General features: G+C 69.3%; 15 protein-coding genes. 11 read left to right on the forward strand and 4 right to left on the reverse strand.

Annotated elements, in window-relative coordinates; translation table 11 throughout:
• Positions 1-29: 29 nt before the first annotated feature.
• The gene (locus BW39_RS15570; RefSeq protein ID WP_043822816.1) at positions 30-1,013 is read right to left on the reverse strand and encodes a Bug family tripartite tricarboxylate transporter substrate binding protein; all 984 of its coding nucleotides are present in this window, start codon (positions 1,011-1,013) and stop codon (positions 30-32) included.
• 57 nt (positions 1,014-1,070) lie between these two features.
• On the reverse strand, positions 1,071-2,075 hold the full coding sequence (locus tag BW39_RS15575) for a Bug family tripartite tricarboxylate transporter substrate binding protein (protein WP_200871520.1): 1,005 nt from the start codon (positions 2,073-2,075) through the stop codon (positions 1,071-1,073).
• Between the two features lie 97 nt (positions 2,076-2,172).
• On the opposite strand from BW39_RS15575, the gene BW39_RS15580 reads away from it, so the two are divergent.
• The 4 genes from BW39_RS15580 to BW39_RS15595 are packed head-to-tail and all read left to right on the forward strand — an operon-like array spanning position 2,173 to position 7,648.
• Complete coding sequence (locus BW39_RS15580; protein ID WP_043822817.1) at positions 2,173-4,788, forward strand: aconitate hydratase AcnA; 2,616 nt, start codon at positions 2,173-2,175, stop codon at positions 4,786-4,788.
• A 25-nt stretch (positions 4,789-4,813) separates the two neighbouring features.
• On the forward strand, positions 4,814-5,779 hold the full coding sequence (locus tag BW39_RS15585; RefSeq protein ID WP_043822852.1) for a GntR family transcriptional regulator: 966 nt from the start codon (positions 4,814-4,816) through the stop codon (positions 5,777-5,779).
• A gap of 19 nt (positions 5,780-5,798) precedes the next feature.
• Entirely contained in the window at positions 5,799-6,542 is a 744-nt protein-coding gene (locus tag BW39_RS15590) for an ABC transporter substrate-binding protein (RefSeq protein WP_043822819.1), read from the forward strand.
• On the forward strand, positions 6,539-7,648 hold the full coding sequence (locus tag BW39_RS15595) for a lactonase family protein (protein WP_043822820.1): 1,110 nt from the start codon (positions 6,539-6,541) through the stop codon (positions 7,646-7,648). The genes BW39_RS15590 and BW39_RS15595 overlap by 4 nt, the downstream gene beginning before the upstream one ends.
• Before the next feature lie 27 nt (positions 7,649-7,675).
• Here BW39_RS15595 and BW39_RS15600 read toward each other — a convergent pair whose 3' ends face one another.
• Positions 7,676-8,842, reverse strand: coding sequence for a metallophosphoesterase (locus tag BW39_RS15600; RefSeq protein WP_043822854.1), 1,167 nt, complete (start codon positions 8,840-8,842; stop codon positions 7,676-7,678).
• A gap of 214 nt (positions 8,843-9,056) precedes the next feature.
• Between BW39_RS15600 and hrpA the strand changes: the two genes are divergently transcribed.
• The 4 genes from hrpA (at position 9,057) to BW39_RS15620 (ending at position 15,526) form a co-directional block, all read left to right on the forward strand.
• Positions 9,057-13,139, forward strand: coding sequence for an ATP-dependent RNA helicase HrpA (gene hrpA / locus BW39_RS15605; RefSeq protein ID WP_043822822.1), 4,083 nt, complete (start codon positions 9,057-9,059; stop codon positions 13,137-13,139).
• Positions 13,140-13,405: 266 nt separating this feature from the next.
• Positions 13,406-14,056: a cysteine hydrolase family protein gene (locus BW39_RS15610; RefSeq protein ID WP_043822824.1), complete on the forward strand. Its 651-nt coding sequence runs from the start codon at positions 13,406-13,408 to the stop codon at positions 14,054-14,056.
• 61 nt (positions 14,057-14,117) lie between these two features.
• Positions 14,118-15,020 (forward strand): LysR family transcriptional regulator, encoded by a 903-nt coding sequence (locus BW39_RS15615; RefSeq protein WP_043822825.1) that lies wholly within the window; start codon positions 14,118-14,120, stop codon positions 15,018-15,020.
• Positions 15,021-15,022: 2 nt separating this feature from the next.
• Positions 15,023-15,526, forward strand: coding sequence for a hypothetical protein (locus tag BW39_RS15620; RefSeq protein ID WP_012206346.1), 504 nt, complete (start codon positions 15,023-15,025; stop codon positions 15,524-15,526).
• Between the two features lies 1 nt (position 15,527).
• Here the strand turns inward: BW39_RS15620 and BW39_RS15625 are convergent, their stop codons facing one another.
• Positions 15,528-16,049 (reverse strand): pyridoxamine 5'-phosphate oxidase family protein, encoded by a 522-nt coding sequence (locus BW39_RS15625; RefSeq protein ID WP_043822856.1) that lies wholly within the window; start codon positions 16,047-16,049, stop codon positions 15,528-15,530.
• A 265-nt stretch (positions 16,050-16,314) separates the two neighbouring features.
• Here BW39_RS15625 and BW39_RS15630 point away from each other — a divergent pair, with 265 nt between their 5' ends.
• The 3 genes from BW39_RS15630 to BW39_RS15640 all read left to right on the forward strand — a co-directional run bounded on the left by BW39_RS15630 (position 16,315) and on the right by BW39_RS15640 (position 19,327).
• Positions 16,315-18,009, forward strand: coding sequence for a long-chain fatty acid--CoA ligase (locus BW39_RS15630; RefSeq protein ID WP_034395477.1), 1,695 nt, complete (start codon positions 16,315-16,317; stop codon positions 18,007-18,009).
• Positions 18,010-18,180: 171 nt separating this feature from the next.
• Complete coding sequence (blaOXA, locus tag BW39_RS15635; protein WP_043822826.1) at positions 18,181-18,981, forward strand: class D beta-lactamase; 801 nt, start codon at positions 18,181-18,183, stop codon at positions 18,979-18,981.
• Between the two features lie 127 nt (positions 18,982-19,108).
• The gene (locus tag BW39_RS15640) at positions 19,109-19,327 is read left to right on the forward strand and encodes a hypothetical protein (protein ID WP_013801743.1); all 219 of its coding nucleotides are present in this window, start codon (positions 19,109-19,111) and stop codon (positions 19,325-19,327) included.
• The last annotated feature ends 7 nt before the right edge of the window (positions 19,328-19,334 follow it).

Consider the following 19,334-nt stretch of genomic DNA (forward strand, 5'->3'; position numbering starts at 1 on the left):
GAGGGTGGGGGGGAGGACACGCCTTTCGCTCAATCCCTTCGGATTCCGCGCTCCTTCACCAGCCGGCCCCACTTGGCGGCTTCGCTGTCGATGAAGGCGGCGAACTCCTGGCTGCTGCCGCCGCCGAACTCGTTGCCCTGGGAGACGATGCGTTCCCGGACTTCCGGGTGCTCCATGGCCTTGGCGAACGCCTTGTGGAGCCGGGCCACGATCTCGGGCGGCGTGCCTTTGGGCGCCACATAGCCCATCCAGTTGGAGACGGTGACCTGGGGGAAGCCGGACTCGGCGAAGGTGGGCACGTCAGGGAGCATGGCCAGGCGCTGTGCCGAGGTCACACCCAGCGCGCGGATCTTGCGCGCCTGTATGGAGGGCGCGGCCGCACCGGTCTGCTCGAACATCAGGTCCACCTGTCCCGACAGCAGGGCGGTGGCGGCGGGACCACCGCCCTTGAAGGGCACGCCGACCATGTCCAGGCCTGCCGCCGCCTCGAAAAGCTCGGCCGAGAGATGGTGCGCGCCGCCCGGCCCTGCATTGGCGATGTTCAACTGCCCCGGCCTGTCCTTGGCGGCCGTCACCACATCGGCCACGCTGCGATAGGGCTTGTCGGCGGGCGTGACCAGCACCAGCGGGCTTTTCTCCAGCAGGATGATGGGGACAAAGGTCTTGGGATCGAAGTTGAGCTTGGGATAGATCCAGGGATTGACGGCCAGCGGCCCGAAGCTGCCCATGGCGATGGTGTAGCCGTCGGCTGCGGCGCGGCCCACGAACTCCATTCCGATGTTGCCGCTGGCGCCGGGCTTGTTGTCCACGATCACGGGCTGGCCCAGTATCTGCGCCAGCTGCCTGGCCACGAGCCGGGTCTTGACGTCGGTGTTTCCGCCGGCCGCGAAGGGCACGACGATGGTGACGGCGCGGACCGGGTAGCCGTCGGGGGCGGTCTGGGACCGGGCCGTGGCGGAAGCCAGGACCAGGATGGCGGCGGCCGTGGCGGCCAGCGCGGGATGAAGCTGCATGTAGTCTCCTGTGGTTTTCTGAAGGGAAAGGCAAATGCCGGGAAAGGGCGCGCGCCCTCACTCGGCCACGATGCGTGCTGAGGTCACGATGGCGGCGTACCTGGCGGTCTCGGCGGCGATGAAGTCCCTGAACTGCTGCTGGGACATGGGGGCGGGCTCGCCGCCCAGTTCGCGCAGGCGCGGCAACAGCGCGGGATCCTTGAGCGCATTGACCACCGCCGCATGCAACCGCGCCTGGACGGCCGGCGGCGTGGAGGCGGGCGCGAAGAGGCCGAACCAGTTGTCCAGGTCGTAGGAGGCCAGGCCCGTGGACTCGGCAATGGCGGCAATGCCGGGGGCGAAGCTGGCGCGCTGCGCTGAAGTCACCGCCAGCGCCTTGACACGGCCGCTCTTGATGAAGGGCGCGGCCCCCGCGTAGCTGACGAAGGCCAGTTCGACCACGCCCGAGGACACGTCCACCAGCTGGTTGGCCGCGCCCCGGTAGGGCACGTGGTTCAGCCGGATGCCGGCCAGCGACTGCAGCAGCTCGCCATTGAGGTGCTGGGGATTGCCCACGCCGCTGGTGGCGTAGCCGAGCTTGCCGGGGCTGGCCTTGGCCAGGCGCACCAGTTCATCGATGTTGCTGGCCGGCAGGCCGGGCGAGGCCACCAGTACGTTGGGCACGCGCGTGACCAGGGTCAGGGGCGCCAGGTCGCGGGACGGCTGGTAGGGCATGCGGCCCTGGTGCACCAGCGGGGCGATGGCGGTTTCGCCGGCCGAGCCCAGCAGCAGCGTGTGGCCGTCGCCCGTCGCGCGTGCCACGGCCCCTGCGCCCAGCATGCCGCTGGCGCCGGGCCTGTTGTCCACCACCACCGGCTGCTTGAGCGTCACGCGCAGCCGTTCGGCCAGCAGCCGGGCCATGGCGTCGACGCCGCCACCTGCCGTGAAGGGAACCACGAGAGTGATGCTGCGCGGCGGCGCGTCCTGGGCCGCAGCGGGCAGGCTGCCGATGAGGCTGATGAGGCCGGCGAGCAGCGCGGTGCCCAGGTTGCGCCGCAAGCTGCGACGGGAGGGAGCGGACATGTCAAAACTCCTTGGCGGCCTTGTGGCCGTGGTTTCAGGGAAAGCGAGATGAGGCGTTTGATTGAATTTTAGAAATTCAAAATGCAAAATATCAGCTATGGAAAACACCGAGACCCCCTTTTCCCGCGTCCTTGAACTGGACGGAGTCCGCTACCACGCTGCCGATGTGCCGGGCGTGCTGGGCGAGTGCCTGCCGCGCCTGCCCGTGGTGCTCAGGTTGTTGCTGGAGAACGTGCTGCGTCACATGGAGGGGCAGGAAAGGGACGCTGCCGTGGCTGCCCTGCGGGCCTGGCTGGAACATGGCAGCAGCGAGGCCGAGATCGCCTTCCAGCCGGGCCGCGTGCTCATGCACGACACCACCAGCACGCCAGCGCTGGTCGACATCGCGGCCATGCGCGATGCCCTGCACGAAGAGGGCGTGGATCCGGCCGTGCTCAATCCGGTGCTGCCCGTCGATGTGTCGGTGGACCACTCGCTGGCCGTGGAGGCCTATGCAGCGCCGGGCGCCGCCCAGGCCAACCTGCAGCACGAGATACGGCGCAATGCCGAGCGCTACCGCTTCCTGCGCTGGGCTTCCAGGGCCCTGGCCCATGTGACCATCCACCCGCCGGGCACGGGGATCATGCACACCATCAACCTGGAGCAACTGGCCACCGTGGTTACCACCGAGGAGCGCGGCGGCAGGCTCTGGGCCGTTCCCGACATGATGCTGGGCACGGACAGCCACACACCCATGGTCAACGGCATCGGCGTGCTGGGCTGGGGCGTTGGCGGGCTGGAGGCGCAGACCGTGATGTTCGGCATGCCCACCATGCTGCGCATCCCCGACGTCATCGGCGTGCGGCTGACCGGCGCGCTGCGCCCCGGCGTGCAGGCCAGCGACCTGGCCCTGGTCGCCACCCAGCGGCTGCGCGCCCTGGGGGTGGCCGGCGAGTTCGTCGAGTACTTCGGCCCCGGCGTGTCCACGCTGACGGCGGGCCAGCGCAGCGTGGTGGCCAACATGGCGCCCGAGTACGGCGCCACCACGGGCTACTTCGCGGTCGATGGCCAGACGCTTGACTACCTGCGCGCCACGGGCCGCAGCCCACAGCGCGTCGCCCTGGTCGAGGCCTATATGCGTGCCCAGGGCCTGTGGTTCGATCCGCAGGCCCGGCCGCGCTACACACGCCAGATCGAGATCGACCTGGACACCGTGGGCTGGCACATTGCCGGTCCGCGCCGCCCGCAGGACCTGCTGGACTATGGCGACAGCGCCCGCGCGCTGCAGGCCGTGGGCTTTGTTGCGTCCGGCGCGCAGGCCGGGCTGCCGCGCCATGCCGTGGCGCTGGCCGCCATCACCAGCTGCACCAATACCTCGGATCCCGCGCTGCTGGTCGCCGCCGGGCTGGTGGCGCGCAAGGCGCGGGCGCTGGGGCTGAAGGTCCCCGCATGGGTCAAGACCTCGCTGGCACCGGGCTCGCCGGCGGCTGCCTCCTATCTGGCGCGCGCCGGGCTGCTGCAGGATCTGGAGGCCGTGGGCTTCGGCATCGTGGGCTACGGCTGCACCACCTGCATCGGCAACCCCGGCCCGCTGACGGAGCCGGTGCGCCAGGCCCAGCGCGCCGGCCAGGCCAAGGCCGTGGCCATTTTGTCGGGCAACCGGAATTTCCCGGGCCGCGTGCATCCGGACATCGAGCTGAGCTTCATCATGTCGCCGTCCCTGGTCATCGCCTTCGGCCTGGCCGGCGACGCGGCCCGCAACCTGCGCCTGGAGCCCGTGCAGCACCTGGCCGATGGCCGGCCCGTGTTCCTGGCCGACCTCATGCCCACCCGCGAGGAAGTCCAGGCGGCGCTGGCGCTGGGCCTGCACCCGCAGGACTTCGGCCGCGACTTCGCGCGGGCCACGCTCAACCCGGCCTGGCATGCGCTGAAGGCGCCCGAGGGGCCGTTGTTTCCCTGGGACGCGCGGTCCACCGCGCTGCGCCGCCCGCCCTTTGCGGCGCTGTCCGAGGGCAGCCAGCTGGGCCGCTACCAGGCCCACCCGCTGCTGGTGGTGGGCGACGACATCACCACGGACCATATCTCGCCGGCCAGCGCCATCCCGCCCGACAGCCTGGTGGCCGATTTCCTGGTGGAGCGCGGCGACGACCGGGGTGATCTCAACGTCTTCGCGTCGCGGCGCGGCAACTGGGAGGTGATGGTGCGGGCGGCCTTTCACAGCAAGACGCTGAAGAACCTGCTGGCGCCCGGTGCCCCCGTGGCCCATGGCCTGCATGCGCCATCGGGCGAGATCGCGCCGCTGTGGGACATCGCGCAGCGCTACCGCAAGGCGGGCCAGTCCGTGGTGCTTGTGGCCGGCGAGCGCTACGGCACGGGCTCCTCGCGCGACTGGGCCGCCAAGGGCCAGCGCCTGCTGGGCATACGTGCCGTGCTGGCCCTGAGCTTCGAGCGCATCCACCGCTCCAACCTCATCGGCATGGGCATCGTGCCGCTGCGCTTGCCTGCGGGCATGGGGCCGCAGGAACTGGCGCTGCAGCCGGGCGACCGTATCGAGATCGATGCACCGTCCGACGCCCTGGCGCCGCGCTGCGCCGTGCCCGTGCGCATACTGCGCGGCGATGGCAGCGTGCAGGCGCTGCAGGCCACGGCCGCCGTGGAGACGCAGCTGGAGGCCGGGCTGCTGCGCAGCGGCGGAGTGATTCCTTCCATCCTGCGGCAGGCGGCCGGGCGCTGATGTGGCATGGCATGACAATGGGGGCATGAAGACCTCCACCCAGCTGTGCTCGCAAATCCTGGCACTGGCCCGTTCCGAACAATGGGACAGCGGAACCCACCTGGTCGCCCAGGGCCTGGCCGACCGGCTGCGCGTCTCCCGCCAGCCCGTCAACGAGGCCTTGCAGCAGCTGGAAGAGCAGGGTGTGGTGCGGCGCGAGCGCAACCGGGGGTTTTTCCTGGCCCTGCCGCATGATCGGATTCCGGCCGAACTGCTGGCCGAGGCGGCAGCCGGCGACCAGGACCTGACCGAAGCCATCTACTTTCGCATCGCCGAGGACCGGCTGCGCGCCAGCCTGCCCGAATCCGTCACCGAGGCCGCGCTGCGCACGCGCTACGGCCTGAGCAAGGCCCAGCTGGCGGCCGTGCTCAACCGCATCTCGCAGGAGGGCTGGATCGAGCGCAAGCCCGGTTACGGCTGGACCTTTGCGGCTATGCTGACCACGCCCGACAGCCTGCTGCAGTCCTACCGCCTGCGTATGGCGCTGGAGCCGGCCGCGCTGCTGGAGCCCGGCTACCGGCTGGACCGCGCCGTGCTGCAACGCTGCCGCGCGGCCGAAATCCACTTGCTCGAAGGCGGCATCGCCACCGACCCGGCCGACCGCATCCACGACCGGGGGGTGAACTTCCACGAGTCCCTGGTCGAGGCCTCGGGCAACGTGTTCTTCATCGACACCATCCGCCGCGTCAACCGCGTGCGGCGCCTGCTGTCCTACCGCTCCATGCAGGACCGGGCGCGCTACCGCGAGCACTGCGAGCAGCATCTGAACATCCTGGAACTGCTGGGGCGCGAGCGCAACGAAGAAGCCTCCCTCGCCATGCGCGAGCACCTGGCGAGCACCTTGCGCAACCTGGCCAGCATCAGCGATCTCCTCGGTCCCGGTGCAGCGTCCCCGGAACCTTCGCGTACCCCTTCGCGTACCTCTTCCACGCCCCGGCGGGCATCCCGTTGACCCTTGAAGCGAGCCATCCATGAACCTTTCCTCCCAGCTGCTGTCCACCCTCGCGCCGCTTGGCCGCATCCGCGCATCCATCAACACCGGCAATCCCATCCTTGCGCGGCTGCAGGCCGATGGCCAGCCCGCAGGCGTGTCCATCGACCTGGCCCGGCGCTTTGCGCAGCAGCTGGGGCTGGAGCTGGACCTGGTGGTCTTCGATACGGCCGCCAAGTCGGTGGATGCCGTCACGCGCGAGGAGGCCGACTTCGGCTTCTTTGCCGTGGACCCCGTGCGCGGCGCGGGCATCGGCTTTACCGCGCCCTATGTGCTGATCGAGGGCAGCTACCTGGTGCGCCAGGATTCGCCGCTGACCGACAACGCCCAGGTGGACCGGGCCGGGCACACCGTGGTGGTCGGCAAGGGCAGCGCCTATGACCTGTACCTGAGCCGCGAGCTGCAGCATGCGCAGATAGAGCGCGCCGTGTCCTCGCCCGCCGTGGTGCAGACCTTTGTGGAATCGACGGCCGACGTGGCCGCCGGCGTCAAGCAGCAATTGGAGGCCGATGCCGCACGCCTGCCCGGCCTGCGCCTGCTGCCGGGCCGCTTCATGGTGATCCAGCAGGCCATGGGCCTGCCCAAGGGGCGGGGCGATGAGGCCCTGCGCGTGCTGGCGGGCTTTGTGGAGGAGGCCAAGGCTTGCGGCTTTGTGGCCGAGGCGCTGCAGCGCCATGGCATTCAGGGCGCGGCCGTCGCACCGCTGGCGGGCGCATCGGCATGAGCACCTGTGCGTCGCGCCCCCTGTACGCCTACGTGGGTTCGCGCACCACGCGCGAGCGCGACGCACGTGGCGAGGGCATCACCGTCTATCGCGTGGACGAAGCCACGGGCGGCCTGCAGCATCTGCAGACCGTGGACGGGCTTGTAAACCCCTCGTTCCTGGCGCTCGATGCAGCCGGCACCCGGCTCTACACCGTGCATGGCGATGGCCATGAGGTCAGCGTCTTCGCACGCGATACCGCAACGGGCCGCCTGGCGTTGCTGCAGACCCGGGACTGCGGCGGGCGCAACCCGGTGCACCTGGCCATCGCCCCGGGCGGACGGCAGCTGGTGGTCTCCGACCATCTGGGCGAGCCGGCTGCCAGCGATGGCCACCGGGGGTATGGCGGGCCAGGCGGTACGCTGGCCGTGATGTCGATCGCACCGGACGGGCGCCTGGGCTCCGTGCAGCAGCGGCTTGCGCTACCGGGCCAACCCGGGCCGCATCGCAAGGAGCAGCCGTTTGCCAAGCCGCACTTCAACCCCTTCTCGCCGGACGGGCGCTTCGTGCTGGTGCCTGACAAGGGGCAGGACCGGATCTTCATCTTCGCCTTCGAGCACGGGCGGCTGGTGCCTGCGCCCCAGCCATGGCTGGACTGCCGCGAAGGCTCGGGCCCGCGGCATATGGCCTTCCATCCTGCGCTGGCCTGCGCCTATGTGGTCAACGAACTGGACAACACCGTGCTCACCTGCCGCTTCGATGCGGCCACGGGGGCGCTGCAGGGCTTGCAGATCCTGTCCACCCTGCCGGAGCGCTTTGTGGGCAACAGCCGGGCGGCGGGCATCGAGGTCTTGCGCGACGGCCGGCAGGTGCTGGTGTCCAATCGCGGCGCCGACGGCATTGCGGTCTTCGATGTCGATCCTTTGACGGGGCTGCTGCACGCCAGTGGCGGCTTCACCTCGGGCGGGCGCACGCCGCGCTTTTTCACGTCCTCGCCCGATGGGCGCCTGCTCTATGTGCTCAACGAGGACAGCGACAGCATCGTCTGCCATGCCCGGGATGACGCCTGGCGCCCGCTGGCCAGCACCCACTGCGCCAGCCCGGTGTGCATGGTGTTCGCGCGGTAGCCGTCCACGCTGCCCTCCGGGGCAGGATCAGGCGCCGCGCAGCACCAGCAGGTCGATGCTGGCCGGCACGCCCAGGCGCACGGCAAAGCCGGCCCACAGGCCTGCGCCGGCGCTGACGAAGAGCTTCATGGCGCCGACCTCGTACTCGCCGCGCACGAAGCCGTCATTGGCGGGCGCCACCAGCCATTGGTCCATGCCCAGGATCAGTCCGCCGTGCGTATGGCCCGACAGCTGCAGGCCCACGCCGTGGGCAGCGTTGTCACGGGCGGTCTTGGGCTGGTGGGCCAGCAGCAGGTGGTATTGCGCACCGGCCTCTTTGGCCTGGCGGGCCACGGTGTCGATGTCGGGCGGCACGCCTTCGGCCACGGAGGGGTCGGTGTTCTGGCGCGACAGGCGGCCATAGGCCGGATCTCCGATGCCCGACAGCGCCAGGCGCGCGCCCTGCACATCGATCAGCTGCATGCGGTTTTCCAGCAGGTTCAGGCCCAGGCGGCGGAATTCGGCCATCCAGGCGTCGTAGCCGCTGTAGTACTCATGGTTGCCGGGCGCCGCCCACACGCCGTAGCGTGCCTTGAGCTGCGCCAGTGGCGCGACGTTGGCGCGGCCGCTGCCCACGTCGCCGTCCACCATGTCGCCGGGCAGCACGATGAGGTCGGGCCGCGCCTCCAGCGTGCGGTCCACGATGGTCTGCACATAGCGCGCGTTGTTGATGGGGCTGGCGTGGATGTCGGCCAGCACGGCCACGCGCAGGCCTTCCAGGCCGGTGGGCAGGCCGGGCAGGCGCAGCGTGCGTTCGTGCACTTCGGGCGGGCGCAGCGCATTGGCCACGCCCCAGGCCGACAGCAGGCCCGCCAGGGCCAGGGCGCCGGCCGTGAGCAGCGGTGCGTGCAGGCGCTGCTTCCAGTCCTCGCGCCCGGCCACGGCGGCCAGCGCCCAGAGGCCGTCGCGCAGCACGATGAAGACGGCCAGCATCAGCAGCAGGGCCAGCACCCAGCCGCCCGGCACCTGCAGATAGGCCAGCGTGCGGTATTCCACCGTGCCCTCGCGCAGCAGCACCAGCAGCAGGGCGGGCGTGCAGCCCAGGGCCGCCGTGGCGACGGCCGCCATCAGGCGTGCGCGGCGCGGCATCAGGCGGACGGGCCACCACAGCCACAGGGCCAATAGCGGGATGACGAGGGCGGCAAGAGAAACCATGGGGAGCAGATCGAGGAAGGCGGGTGAGGTGGCCAGCGCCGGGCGCGGGCGGCAAGGCGAGCGCCGATTGTGCGCAATGCCATGCATGCCGCTGGCCTGACTTGGCGAAGGCCCTGGCATGCGGGGGTTTTCATACGGGCGGCACAGGGCAGGCGTATGGAAATCTGCAGCCGCGTGGCGCCGCCGGCATGGCGCGGGGATAATCCAGCCCCTTATGCCTTTGAAGATCAGCTTCCCTGAATCCCTGCCCGTATCCGCCCGCCGTGAGGAAATCATGGAGGCCATGGACCGGCACCAGGTCATCATCGTGTGCGGCGAGACGGGCTCGGGCAAGACCACGCAGCTGCCCAAGATCGCGCTGGCGCTGGGCCGGGGCAAGGTCAACGCCACGCCCGACGACAAGGGCCAGGTGCGCGGCCACCTGATCGGCCACACGCAGCCGCGCCGCATTGCCGCCAGCTCGGTGGCCAAGCGCATTGCCGAGGAGCTGAACACGCCGCTGGGCGATGTGGTGGGCTACAAGGTGCGCTTCCAGGACCGGCTGTCCAAGGACGCCTCGGTCAAGCTGATGACGGACGGCATCCTGCTGGCCGAGACGCAGACCGACCCGCTGCTCAAGGCCTACGACACGCTGATCATCGACGAGGCCCACGAGCGCAGCCTCAACATCGACTTCCTGCTGGGCTACATCAAGCAGATCCTGCCCCGGCGCCCCGACCTCAAGGTGGTGGTGACATCGGCCACCATCGATGCCGAGCGATTTGCCAGGCACTTCGAAGGCCCCAAGGGACCTGCGCCGGTGATCATGGTCTCGGGCCGCACCTACCCCGTGGAGATGCGCTGGCGCCCCTTCGAGGAAAAGCGCGACCACGACCTCAACGACGCCATTGCCGAAGGCGTGGACGAGCTGTGGTCCGGCGGCGTCAGCGGCGACATCCTGGTGTTCCTGCCCGGCGAGCGCGAGATCCGCGAGGCGGCCGACCACCTGCGCAAGCACCTGGCACAGCAGCCCGTGCTGCGCCATGCCGAGGTGCTGCCGCTGTTCTCGCGCCTGTCGCAGGCCGAGCAGGACCGCATCTTCGACAGCCACACGGGCCGGCGCATCGTGCTGGCCACCAACGTGGCCGAGACCTCGCTGACCGTGCCCGGCATCCGCTATGTGATCGATGCGGGCACGGCGCGCGTCAAGCGCTATTCCTTTCGCAGCAAGGTCGAGCAGCTGCTGGTCGAGCCCATCAGCCAGGCAGCGGCCAACCAGCGCGCGGGCCGTTGCGGCCGCGTGGCCAACGGCATCTGCATCCGCCTGTACGACGAGGCCGACTTCGGCACGCGCGCGCGCTTCACCGACCCTGAAATCCTGCGCTCCTCGCTGGCCGGCGTCATCCTGCGCATGAAGTCGCTGGGCCTGGGCGACGTGGTGAATTTCCCCTTCCTTGAATCGCCCTCGGGCCGCGCCATTGCCGACGGCTACCAGCTGCTGGGCGAACTGGGCGCCGTGGACGAGCGCGGCGAGCTGCTGCCCATGGGCCGCGAGCTGTCGCGCCTGCCGCTGGACCCGCGCGTGGGCCGCATGATCCTGGAGGCGCGCACGCGCGGTGCCGTGGCCGAGGTGCTGGTCATCGCCTCGGCCCTGTCCGTGCAGGACGTGCGCGACCGGCCGCTGGAGGCCCAGCAGCAGGCCGACCAGCAGCACGCCAAGTTCGACGACGAGAAAAGCGAATTCAGCGGCTACCTGCGCCTGTGGAAATGGCTGCAGGATGCGCGCGGCGGCAAGGTGGTGGCGAAGAGCCGCAAGGAAATGGCCACGGCCCAGGCGCCTGCCGCCAAGCCATCGGCGCGCAATGCCGCCTTCCTGCCCGTGGCCCAGCGCAGCGGCGGGCAGAGCGTGGCCGCCCCGGCGGCCGAGGCGCTGGCGGCGTTCCATCCGCAGGACACCGGTCCCGGCACGGATGACGAGCCCTCGCACAAGCTCAGCAACCGCCAGTGGGAGCAGCTGCTGCGCCAGAACTTCATCAACATCCGCCGCGTGCGCGAATGGCGCGACATCCACTCGCAGCTGCTGACCGTGGTCAACGAGCACAAGTGGAAGATCAACACCGAGGCCGCAGGCTACGACGCCGTGCACCTGTCCATGCTGTCCGGCCTGCTGGGCAACCTGGGCTACAAGGGCGATGAAAGCGACGCCTACCTGGGCGCGCGCGGCATCCGCTTCTACCCGCACCCGGGCGCCCACCTGTCCAAGAAGCCGGGGCGCTGGATCGTTGCGGCCGAGCTGGTGGAAACCTCGCGCCTGTACGGCCGGGGCATCGCCGCCATCGATCCGCAGTGGCTGGAGGAAGTCGGCGCCCACCTGCTCAAGAAGCAACTGCTCGATCCGCACTGGTCCAAGAACCAGGCCGATGTGGTGGCGCTGGAGCGCGCCACGCTCTACGGCCTGGTGGTCTACAACGGCCGCCGCATGAGCTATGGTCGCATCGATCCGCAGTCCGCGCGCGAGATCTTCATCCGCCAGGCCCTGGTGGAGGGGCAGTGGGATACGCGCTGGCACTTCCTGCCCGCCAACCTCAAGCTGGTGCGCAAGGTCGAGGAGCTGGAGCACAAGAGCCGCCGCCAGGACGTGCTGGTCGATGACGAGCTGATCTACGCCTTCTACGACCAGCAGATCCCCAAGGACGTGTTCAGCGGCGCCACCTTCGACCATTGGTTCCGCGAGGCGGCCAAGGAAAACGCCGACCTGCTGCGCCTGTCGCGCGACGAGCTGATGCGCCACGAGGCGGCCGGCATCACCACCCAGGCCTTTCCCAAGGTGGTCAAGCTCGGCGGCGTTGACTGCACGGCCAGCTACCTGCACAGCCCGGGCGACGCGCGCGACGGCATCACCGTCACCGTGCCGCTGTTCGTGCTCAACCAGGTCAGCGACGAGCGCGTGGAATGGCTGGTGCCCGGCATGCTCAAGGACAAGCTCCAGGCCCTGCTCAAGAGCCTGCCGCAGCGCCCGCGCAGCCGCTTCGTGCCCCTGCCCGAAAGCGCCCAGCGCCTGGCCGAACTCTTCACCACGCCCGAACGCTGGGGCCAGGGATCGCTGATCGATGCCCTGCTCAAGCAGGTGCGCGACGAGACCTCGCTGGACGTCAAGCGCGCCGACTTCAAGCTGGACATGCTCAGCCCGCACCTGTTCATGAACTTCCGCATCACGGACGAGCATGGACGCCAGCTGGGCCAGGGCCGCAACCTGGGCGCGCTCAAGGCCGAACTGGGCGCCAAGGCGCGCGGCGCCTTCCAGGCGCTGGCCGCGTTGAAGGTGGCTTCGGTCACCGAGGCCCCTGCTGCACCCGCTGCCAACGCTGCCACCGCGCCCGAAACCGGCAGGAAGCCTGCGCCCGCTGCCAAGGCGGAAAAGCCCGACCAGGCCACGTCTGCCAGGAATGCCAAGCCCAGCCAGCCCGCCGACAGCCGCTACAAGGAATGGAGCTTTGGCGAGCTGCCCGAGCTGATGGAGATCGGCCGGGGGGGGCAGACGCTGATCGGCTTCCCTGCGCTCATCGACCATGGCGATGCCGTCGGCATCGAGGTCTTCGACGAGCCCGAGGTCGCGGCCGCACGCCACCGCGTGGGCCTGCGCCGCCTGTTCGCGCTGCAGATCCGCGATGCGCTCAAGTACCTGGAAAAGAACATTCCAGACCTGCAGAAGATGGCCGTAGCCTACATGCCGCTGGGCACGCAGGAGGAACTGCGCGAGCAGATCATCGACGTGGCCATAGACCGCGCCTTCCTGCAGGAGCCGCTGCCCACCAACGACGCGCAGTTCAAGCAGCGCGTGCAGGACGGACGCGGCCGGCTGACGCTGATCGCCAACGAGGTGGCGCGCATGGCCTCCACCATCCTGGTCGAGTACGCGGCGGCCCAGCGCAAGATCAAGGACACCAAGAACGCGCCTGACGCCACGGCCGACGCCGCCCAGCAACTGCAGCGCCTGGTGCCCAAGAACTTCATCGCGGCCGCGCCCTGGACCCAGCTGCAGCACTACGCGCGCTACCTCAAGGCCATCACCAGCCGGCTGGACAAGTACCGCGCCGACCCGGCACGCGACGCCAGCCGCCTGACCGAGCTGCGCCCGCTGGAGCAGCGCTACTGGCGCCTGGTGGCCGAGCGCAAGGGCCACATCGATGCGCGCATGCAGGAGTACCGCTGGATGCTGGAGGAGCTGCGCGTGAGCTTCTTCGCCCAGGAGCTGCGCACGCCGTACCCGGTCAGCATCAAGCGGCTGGACAAGGTCTGGCAGCAGCTGCAGAACTAGCGCCGTGCCGGCCTGCGGCCCTTTCTTGAGCGGGAGGGCCGCAGGCCATGTTTCAATGCGGCATCGCCACCTTCACCGGCACGCGGCCGGTTGGAGCGATGCAAGGCCCAAGGCCGTATGCGCCATCACAGAGATGGGGCATTTTTCAAAGCACGGGCGATCTGTGCAGAACCTGCACAGATGCTGGCCGCTCCATGGCGTTGCGGCGGACCCTGTGCGTTTCTAGACTGCAGGCATCAACCACTTCCCGTTTTCAGGAGCACTGCATGTCACTCGCAGAACAGGCCAGCCAGGCCATCCAATCCACCAGCCATCCCACCCTCCGCGCCCTTTCAGGCGCGCCGGGGCGCAGCCAGTTGCCACGGGGTGCCACGGCGCTGCTGGTCATCGACTTCCAGAACGAGTACTTCAGCGGCCGCCTGCCCATCCCGCGCGGCCCGCAGGTCCTGGAGCAGGCCCGGCGCCTGCTGCAATGGGCCGATGCCGGCCAGGTTGCCGTGTTCCACATCCAGCACATTGCCCCCGAAGGTGCGCCCGTGTTCGCCATCAATGGCAGCTCCGTCCAGTTCCACCCCGGCCTGCAGCCGCGCGCGGGCGACACCGTGGTGCAAAAGCGCAGCGTCAGCGCCTTCGTCGGCACCGACCTGGCCGACCAGCTGCGCGCGCGTGGCATCACCACCGTGGTCATCTGCGGCCTCATGACCCACGCCTGCGTGGCCGGCGCCGCACGCGATGCCGCGCCGCTGGGCTTCGAGGTCGTCGTGGCCAGCGATGCCGTGGCCACACGTGCCATCACGCGCAGCAACGGCGAATCCGTGGACGCCGACAGCCTGCACCGTGCCGCGCTGGCCGAGATCGAGGATGTGTTCGGCGATGTGCTGCCCACGGACGGCATCCTGGAGCTGGCGCTGCGCTGAGCGGGCTGGGCGGCATCGGCGGTCCATGCTCCACAATCCCCGCCAAAGGAGTGCATGAGCAATGGACAGATGGCAAGCCATGCGGGTGTTCTGCGGCGTGGTGGACGCGCAGGGTTTCACGGCGGCCCAGGACCGGCTGGGCATGACGCATTCCACGGCCTCGCGCCATGTCAAATGGCTGGAGTCGGAACTGGGCACGCAGCTGCTGCAGCGCAATTCGCGTGGGCTGAGCCTGACCGAGGCGGGGCGCAGCTACTACCTCAGTTGTGTGCAGTTGCTGGAGCAGCTCGATGCGGCCGAGGCCGCACTGGCGCAGCGCCGTGCGCGCGTGGCGGGCGTGCTGCGCATCACGCTGCCGCTGGCCGTGGGCGCCATCGAGCTGGGCGACTGGCTGCCCGAGTTCGAGCAGCAATTCCCCGATCTGGAGCTGCAGCTGCTGTGCACCGACCGGCTGGTGGACCTGGTGGCCGAGGGCGTGGATGCGGCCGTGCGCATCAGCCGCCAATTGCCGGACAGCGGGCTGCAGGCGCGGCTGCTCACGCATTCGCCGCTGGTGCTGGTGGCGTCGCACGCCTACCTGATGCGCCAGGGCGTGGTGCAGGCGCCCGAGCAATTGGCCGAGCACCGCGCGCTGGCCTTTGCGGCGGGCCCGGCCCCATTGCGCTGGAGCGTGGTGTCCGGGCAGGGCGCCGTGACCGAGGTGCAGCCGCACACGGCGCTGCGCACCGATTCGGTGGCCACCATCTTCGAGGCTGCACGCGCAGGCCGGGGCATTGCGGCGCTGACCTGGCATACCGTGCGCTCGGCCGTGGAGCGCGGCCAGCTGGTGCGGGTGCTGCCCTGTTTTCATCTGGGGCAGTACAGCTACCAAGCGCTGTATCCGCGCACGCGGCATCTGCGCCCGGCCGTGCGCGCGTTTGTGGATTTCATGGCGCGGCGCTATCGGCAGGGGCCGGGCGGCTGAGCATGGTCTTCTGGAGCCGGCCACTGGATGCGCAGGAGCAGGCCTTTGTGCGCACGCATTTCGGCGCCTCGCTCGATGCGCTGCTGCCGCGCCTGCGCCTGTACCAGCGGCGCCTGGGCGATACGCGCAGGGCGCTGTCCATGAATGGCGGGCGCATCTTCATGCCGCGCGCCTTCTTCACGCAGTCCGATCCGCGCCAGCCGTTGCGCCTGTCGCATCCGCAGATCGCAGGCATCTTTGCCCATGAGCTGCTGCACCAGTGGCAGCGCCTGCAGGGCATGCCTGTCACGCGGCAGGCCGCCTGGCTGCAGTTCAAGGCGCTGTGCACGCGCGGCGATCCGTATGCCTATGAGCGCTGCGACGATCCCCGGCGCATGCTGCAGCGCTTTGTCCATGCCCAGGTGGAGCAGCAGGGCCAGATGTGGGAGGACCATGTGCGCGCCTGCGTGGCGGGGCAGGGCGATGCGGCGGGCGCCCTGATCGCGGCCCACGTGCGGGGCGCGTGAGTCAGCTGGGCTGGATGCTCAGTGCTTCGATCAGGTCATGGGCCGACACATCGCGCGCCGCGCCAAAACCCGCCACGTGCCGGGCGATGGATGGCGTGATGCAGACAAAGCGGAAGTCGCCCAGATCGGTCATGAACGCGGCTTCGGGGAAGCGCAGCACATAGCTGTCGCGCGCGCCATCGGCCAGCACGCTGCCGGGCGGCGGTGTGCTGGCCACGCCTTCAATGGCCACGCGCTCCAGTGCATGCACGCCCTCGCCGTCCACTTCGGCCGCGCATACCAGCAGGCTGACGGCCGGGTGCAGCTCCATGGCCCGCGTGTGCGCTGCCAGTGCGCTGACGTGCAGCACAAAGCAGCCAAACTGCGCATTCCAGGCCCAGGGCACCATGGACAGCCGGGGAGCGGGCAGTGCATCGCCAGCCCCGGGGGCAGGGGAGTCGGCGGGCTGGGTGGCCAGGGCCGCGCTGCGGTGGCGGGCCAGCAGATCGCGCAGCGACAGCTGCAGGCGGGACAGGTGGGGCATGGCGGGCGTGGAGGGCGTGGCGGGCATGGCGCCATCGTACCTGTGGCGTACCTGGGGCGTACCTGTGGCGTGCCCGTGGCCGGCTTGCGAAAGCACAAGGCGAGTTGCGGTGGCATCGGTATGCCATGGGCGCTCAAGCGTCACTTTGGCGACGATCTCCTGGGGCCTTCCCCAATGCCGGGAAGCGGGTGTGGGCCTAGCCTCGCTGGCAAGGCGGATTGCCGCCGTCCCTTCCACTCACCGACACTTCAAAGCCCATCCACCCATGCCCTCCCAGCCCGCGCACCACGCTTTCTGGCCCAGCCGCCTGCCCCATTCCATCACCGTGCCCGCCACCAGCGTCTGGGACAACCTGGCCGTCAATGCGCGACGCTACCCGGACAAGGCAGCCATCCGCTACTTCGGCAGCTCCATCAGCTACCGCGAGCTGTGCGAGGGCACGGAGCGCATGGCGGCCTACCTGCACAGCCTGGGCGTGCAGCGCGGCGACCGCGTCATTTTGCTGATGCAGAACACGCCGCAACTCATCCTGGCGCACTACGCCATCTTCCGCGCCAATGCGGTGGTGGTGCCGGTCAACCCCATGAACATGGCCGAGGAGCTCAGGCACTACATCACCGACGCCGACGCCAAGGTCGCCATCACCACGGCCGACCTGGCCCCCGAACTGGCCAAGGCCAGCAATGCGCTGGCGCCCGGCCAGCGGCTGGAGCACCTGGTCGTCACCCAGTTCACGGACGCCTTCGATGCCGGGGTGCAGGGCGACGACGCCCCGCCCGTGCAGTGGCACGACTGGCTGCTCACCCGGCGTGAGCCGGCCGTGCTCGATGGCGGCAGCGTCCACACCTGGCAGCAGGCCCTGGCCTGCACCGAAGCCGCGCCGCCCCATGTGGTGGGCCGCGACGACATGGCCGTGCTGCCCTACACCAGCGGCACCACGGGCCACCCCAAGGGCTGCATGCACCCGCACCGCTCCATCAACCACAACGCCGTGGCGGGCAGCTACTGGGGCAGCGGCACCAGCGAGACCGTGGTCCTGGCCGTCGTGCCCATGTTCCACATCACGGGCATGGTCTCGGTGCTGCACACGGCCATCTTCGTGGGCGCCACCCTGGTCGTCATGCCGCGCTGGGACCGCGAGCTGGCGGGGCGGCTGATCTCTCGCTACCAGGTCACCAGCTGGACCAACATCCCCACCATGGTCATAGACCTGCTGGGCAGCCCCAACTTTGCGCAGTTCGACCTCACCAGCCTCAAGTACATAGGCGGCGGCGGTGCGGCCATGCCACAGGCCGTGGCCCAGCGCCTGCTGGAGCAATACGGCCTGCGCTTCAGCGAGGGCTATGGCCTGACCGAGACGGCCGCGCCCACGCACAGCAACCCGTTCGAGCATCCCAAGCAGCAATGCCTGGGCATTCCCTTCATGAGCACCGAGGCGCGTGTCATCGACCCCGAAACCGGCGCCGATGTCCCGCAGGGCGAGCAGGGCGAAATCGTCGTCCACGGCCCCGAGGTCTTCGACGGCTACTGGAAGCGACCCGACGCCACGGCCCAGGTCTTCATGGAGATCGACGGCAAGCGGTTCTTTCGCACCGGCGACCTGGGCCACGTGGACGAGGACGGCTACTACTTCATCACCGACCGCCTCAAGCGCATGATCAACGCCAGCGGCTTCAAGGTCTGGCCGGCCGAGGTCGAATCGCTGATGTTCCGCCACCCCGCCATCCAGGAAGCCTGCGTGATCTCCACGCGAGACGCCTACCGCGGCGAGTCGGTCAAGGCCGTCGTCGTGCTGCGCGCCGGCAAGGAAGACACCACGGCCGAGGACATCATCCAGTGGTGCCGCGAGAACATGGCCGTCTACAAGGCGCCCAAGATCGTGCAGTTCGTCAAGGCCCTGCCCAAGAGCGGCAGCGGCAAGGTGATGTGGCGGCAGCTGCAGGAGGCGGAGGCCGGCTGACCGGCCCTCAGGGCCTCAAAACCTGAAGCCCTTGCCCTCGGCGCGTTCCTGACGCGGCCGCCGAGGACGCTGTGGGGATGTTGCTGCATGGGCGTTGCGAAGGCTGCGCGCGCATCTATGATCGCGCGCCAGACACTAACACTGCATCAGACAGCACACAGTACACAGCACATGCTTGGATTTCCTGGGTCCGCTGCCACGGTCGTGGCAGCATTTTTTTGCCTTCCCGCTTGCGCGCACGAACTGTGCACCCTCGTCGCCGACGCCGACACGGGCCAGTCCCTGGTGCACAGCGGCCCGGCCTGTGCCGAGCGCGTCACGCCGGCCTCCACCTTCAAGATCGCCATCAGCCTGATGGGCTATGACGCCGGCATCCTGCAGGACGAATCCCGGCCCGCGTGGCCGTACCAACCGGAGTATCCGGACTGGGGCGGCGATGCCTGGCGGCGCGAGATCACGCCCCAGGCTTGGATGAAGGACTCGGTGTTCTGGTACTCGCAGCAGGTGGCGCGGGAGCTGGGCCAGCAGCGGTTTGGCGCCTACGTGAGGGCCTTCCAGTACGGCAACGAGGATGTCTCCGCCGTTGCCGTGGCCCATCCCGGCCACAACGGCGCGTGGGTGGTGTCCTCGCTGCGCATCTCGGCGGCCGAGCAGGTGGCCTTCATGCGCAAGATCGTGCGCCGGGAACTGTCTGTGAGCAGTCAGGCCATCGACATGACTGCGCGCATCACCCGGCACCCCGTGCCTGTGGACGGCTGGACCGTGCATGGCAAGACCGGCACCGGGTCGCCCGGCAGCGACAACCGCTACGATGCCAGCCGGGCCTACGGCTGGTATGTGGGCTGGGCCACCAAGGACCAGCGCAGGCTGGTGTTCGCCACGCTGATCCAGGATGAGCAGGCGCAAAAGCCCAATGCCGGCCTGCGCGCACGCGATGCCCTGCTGCAGCGATTGCCTGCCGCGGACCGCTGACAATGCACGGGCGCTCTCCTTTCCGCACCTCGCCCACACATCTCCCGCATATCTCCCACATATCTCCCACATATCTCCCACATATCTCCCACATATCTCCCGCACAAGAGCGACAGACCGACACCCGATGAAGACCATTGACGAAATGCTGAACCTGGACCTGCTCACCCCCGAGCAGCACGTTGAGATCAGCGACTGGATTGCCCGCGCGAACTCCCCCGAGGAAATACTGCAGATGCCCGCCCCCCTTTGGCAGGCCGTGGAGCGGGCCAGCGAGGCCATGGGCGTCAATGCCGATCTTCTGCGGCCGCCCTCGCTGGATGCGGGCGGCGCCATTTTCGGATAGACCCAGC

The organism is Delftia sp. RIT313, from assembly GCF_000632165.1.
Lineage (GTDB): Bacteria > Pseudomonadota > Gammaproteobacteria > Burkholderiales > Burkholderiaceae_C > Comamonas > Comamonas acidovorans.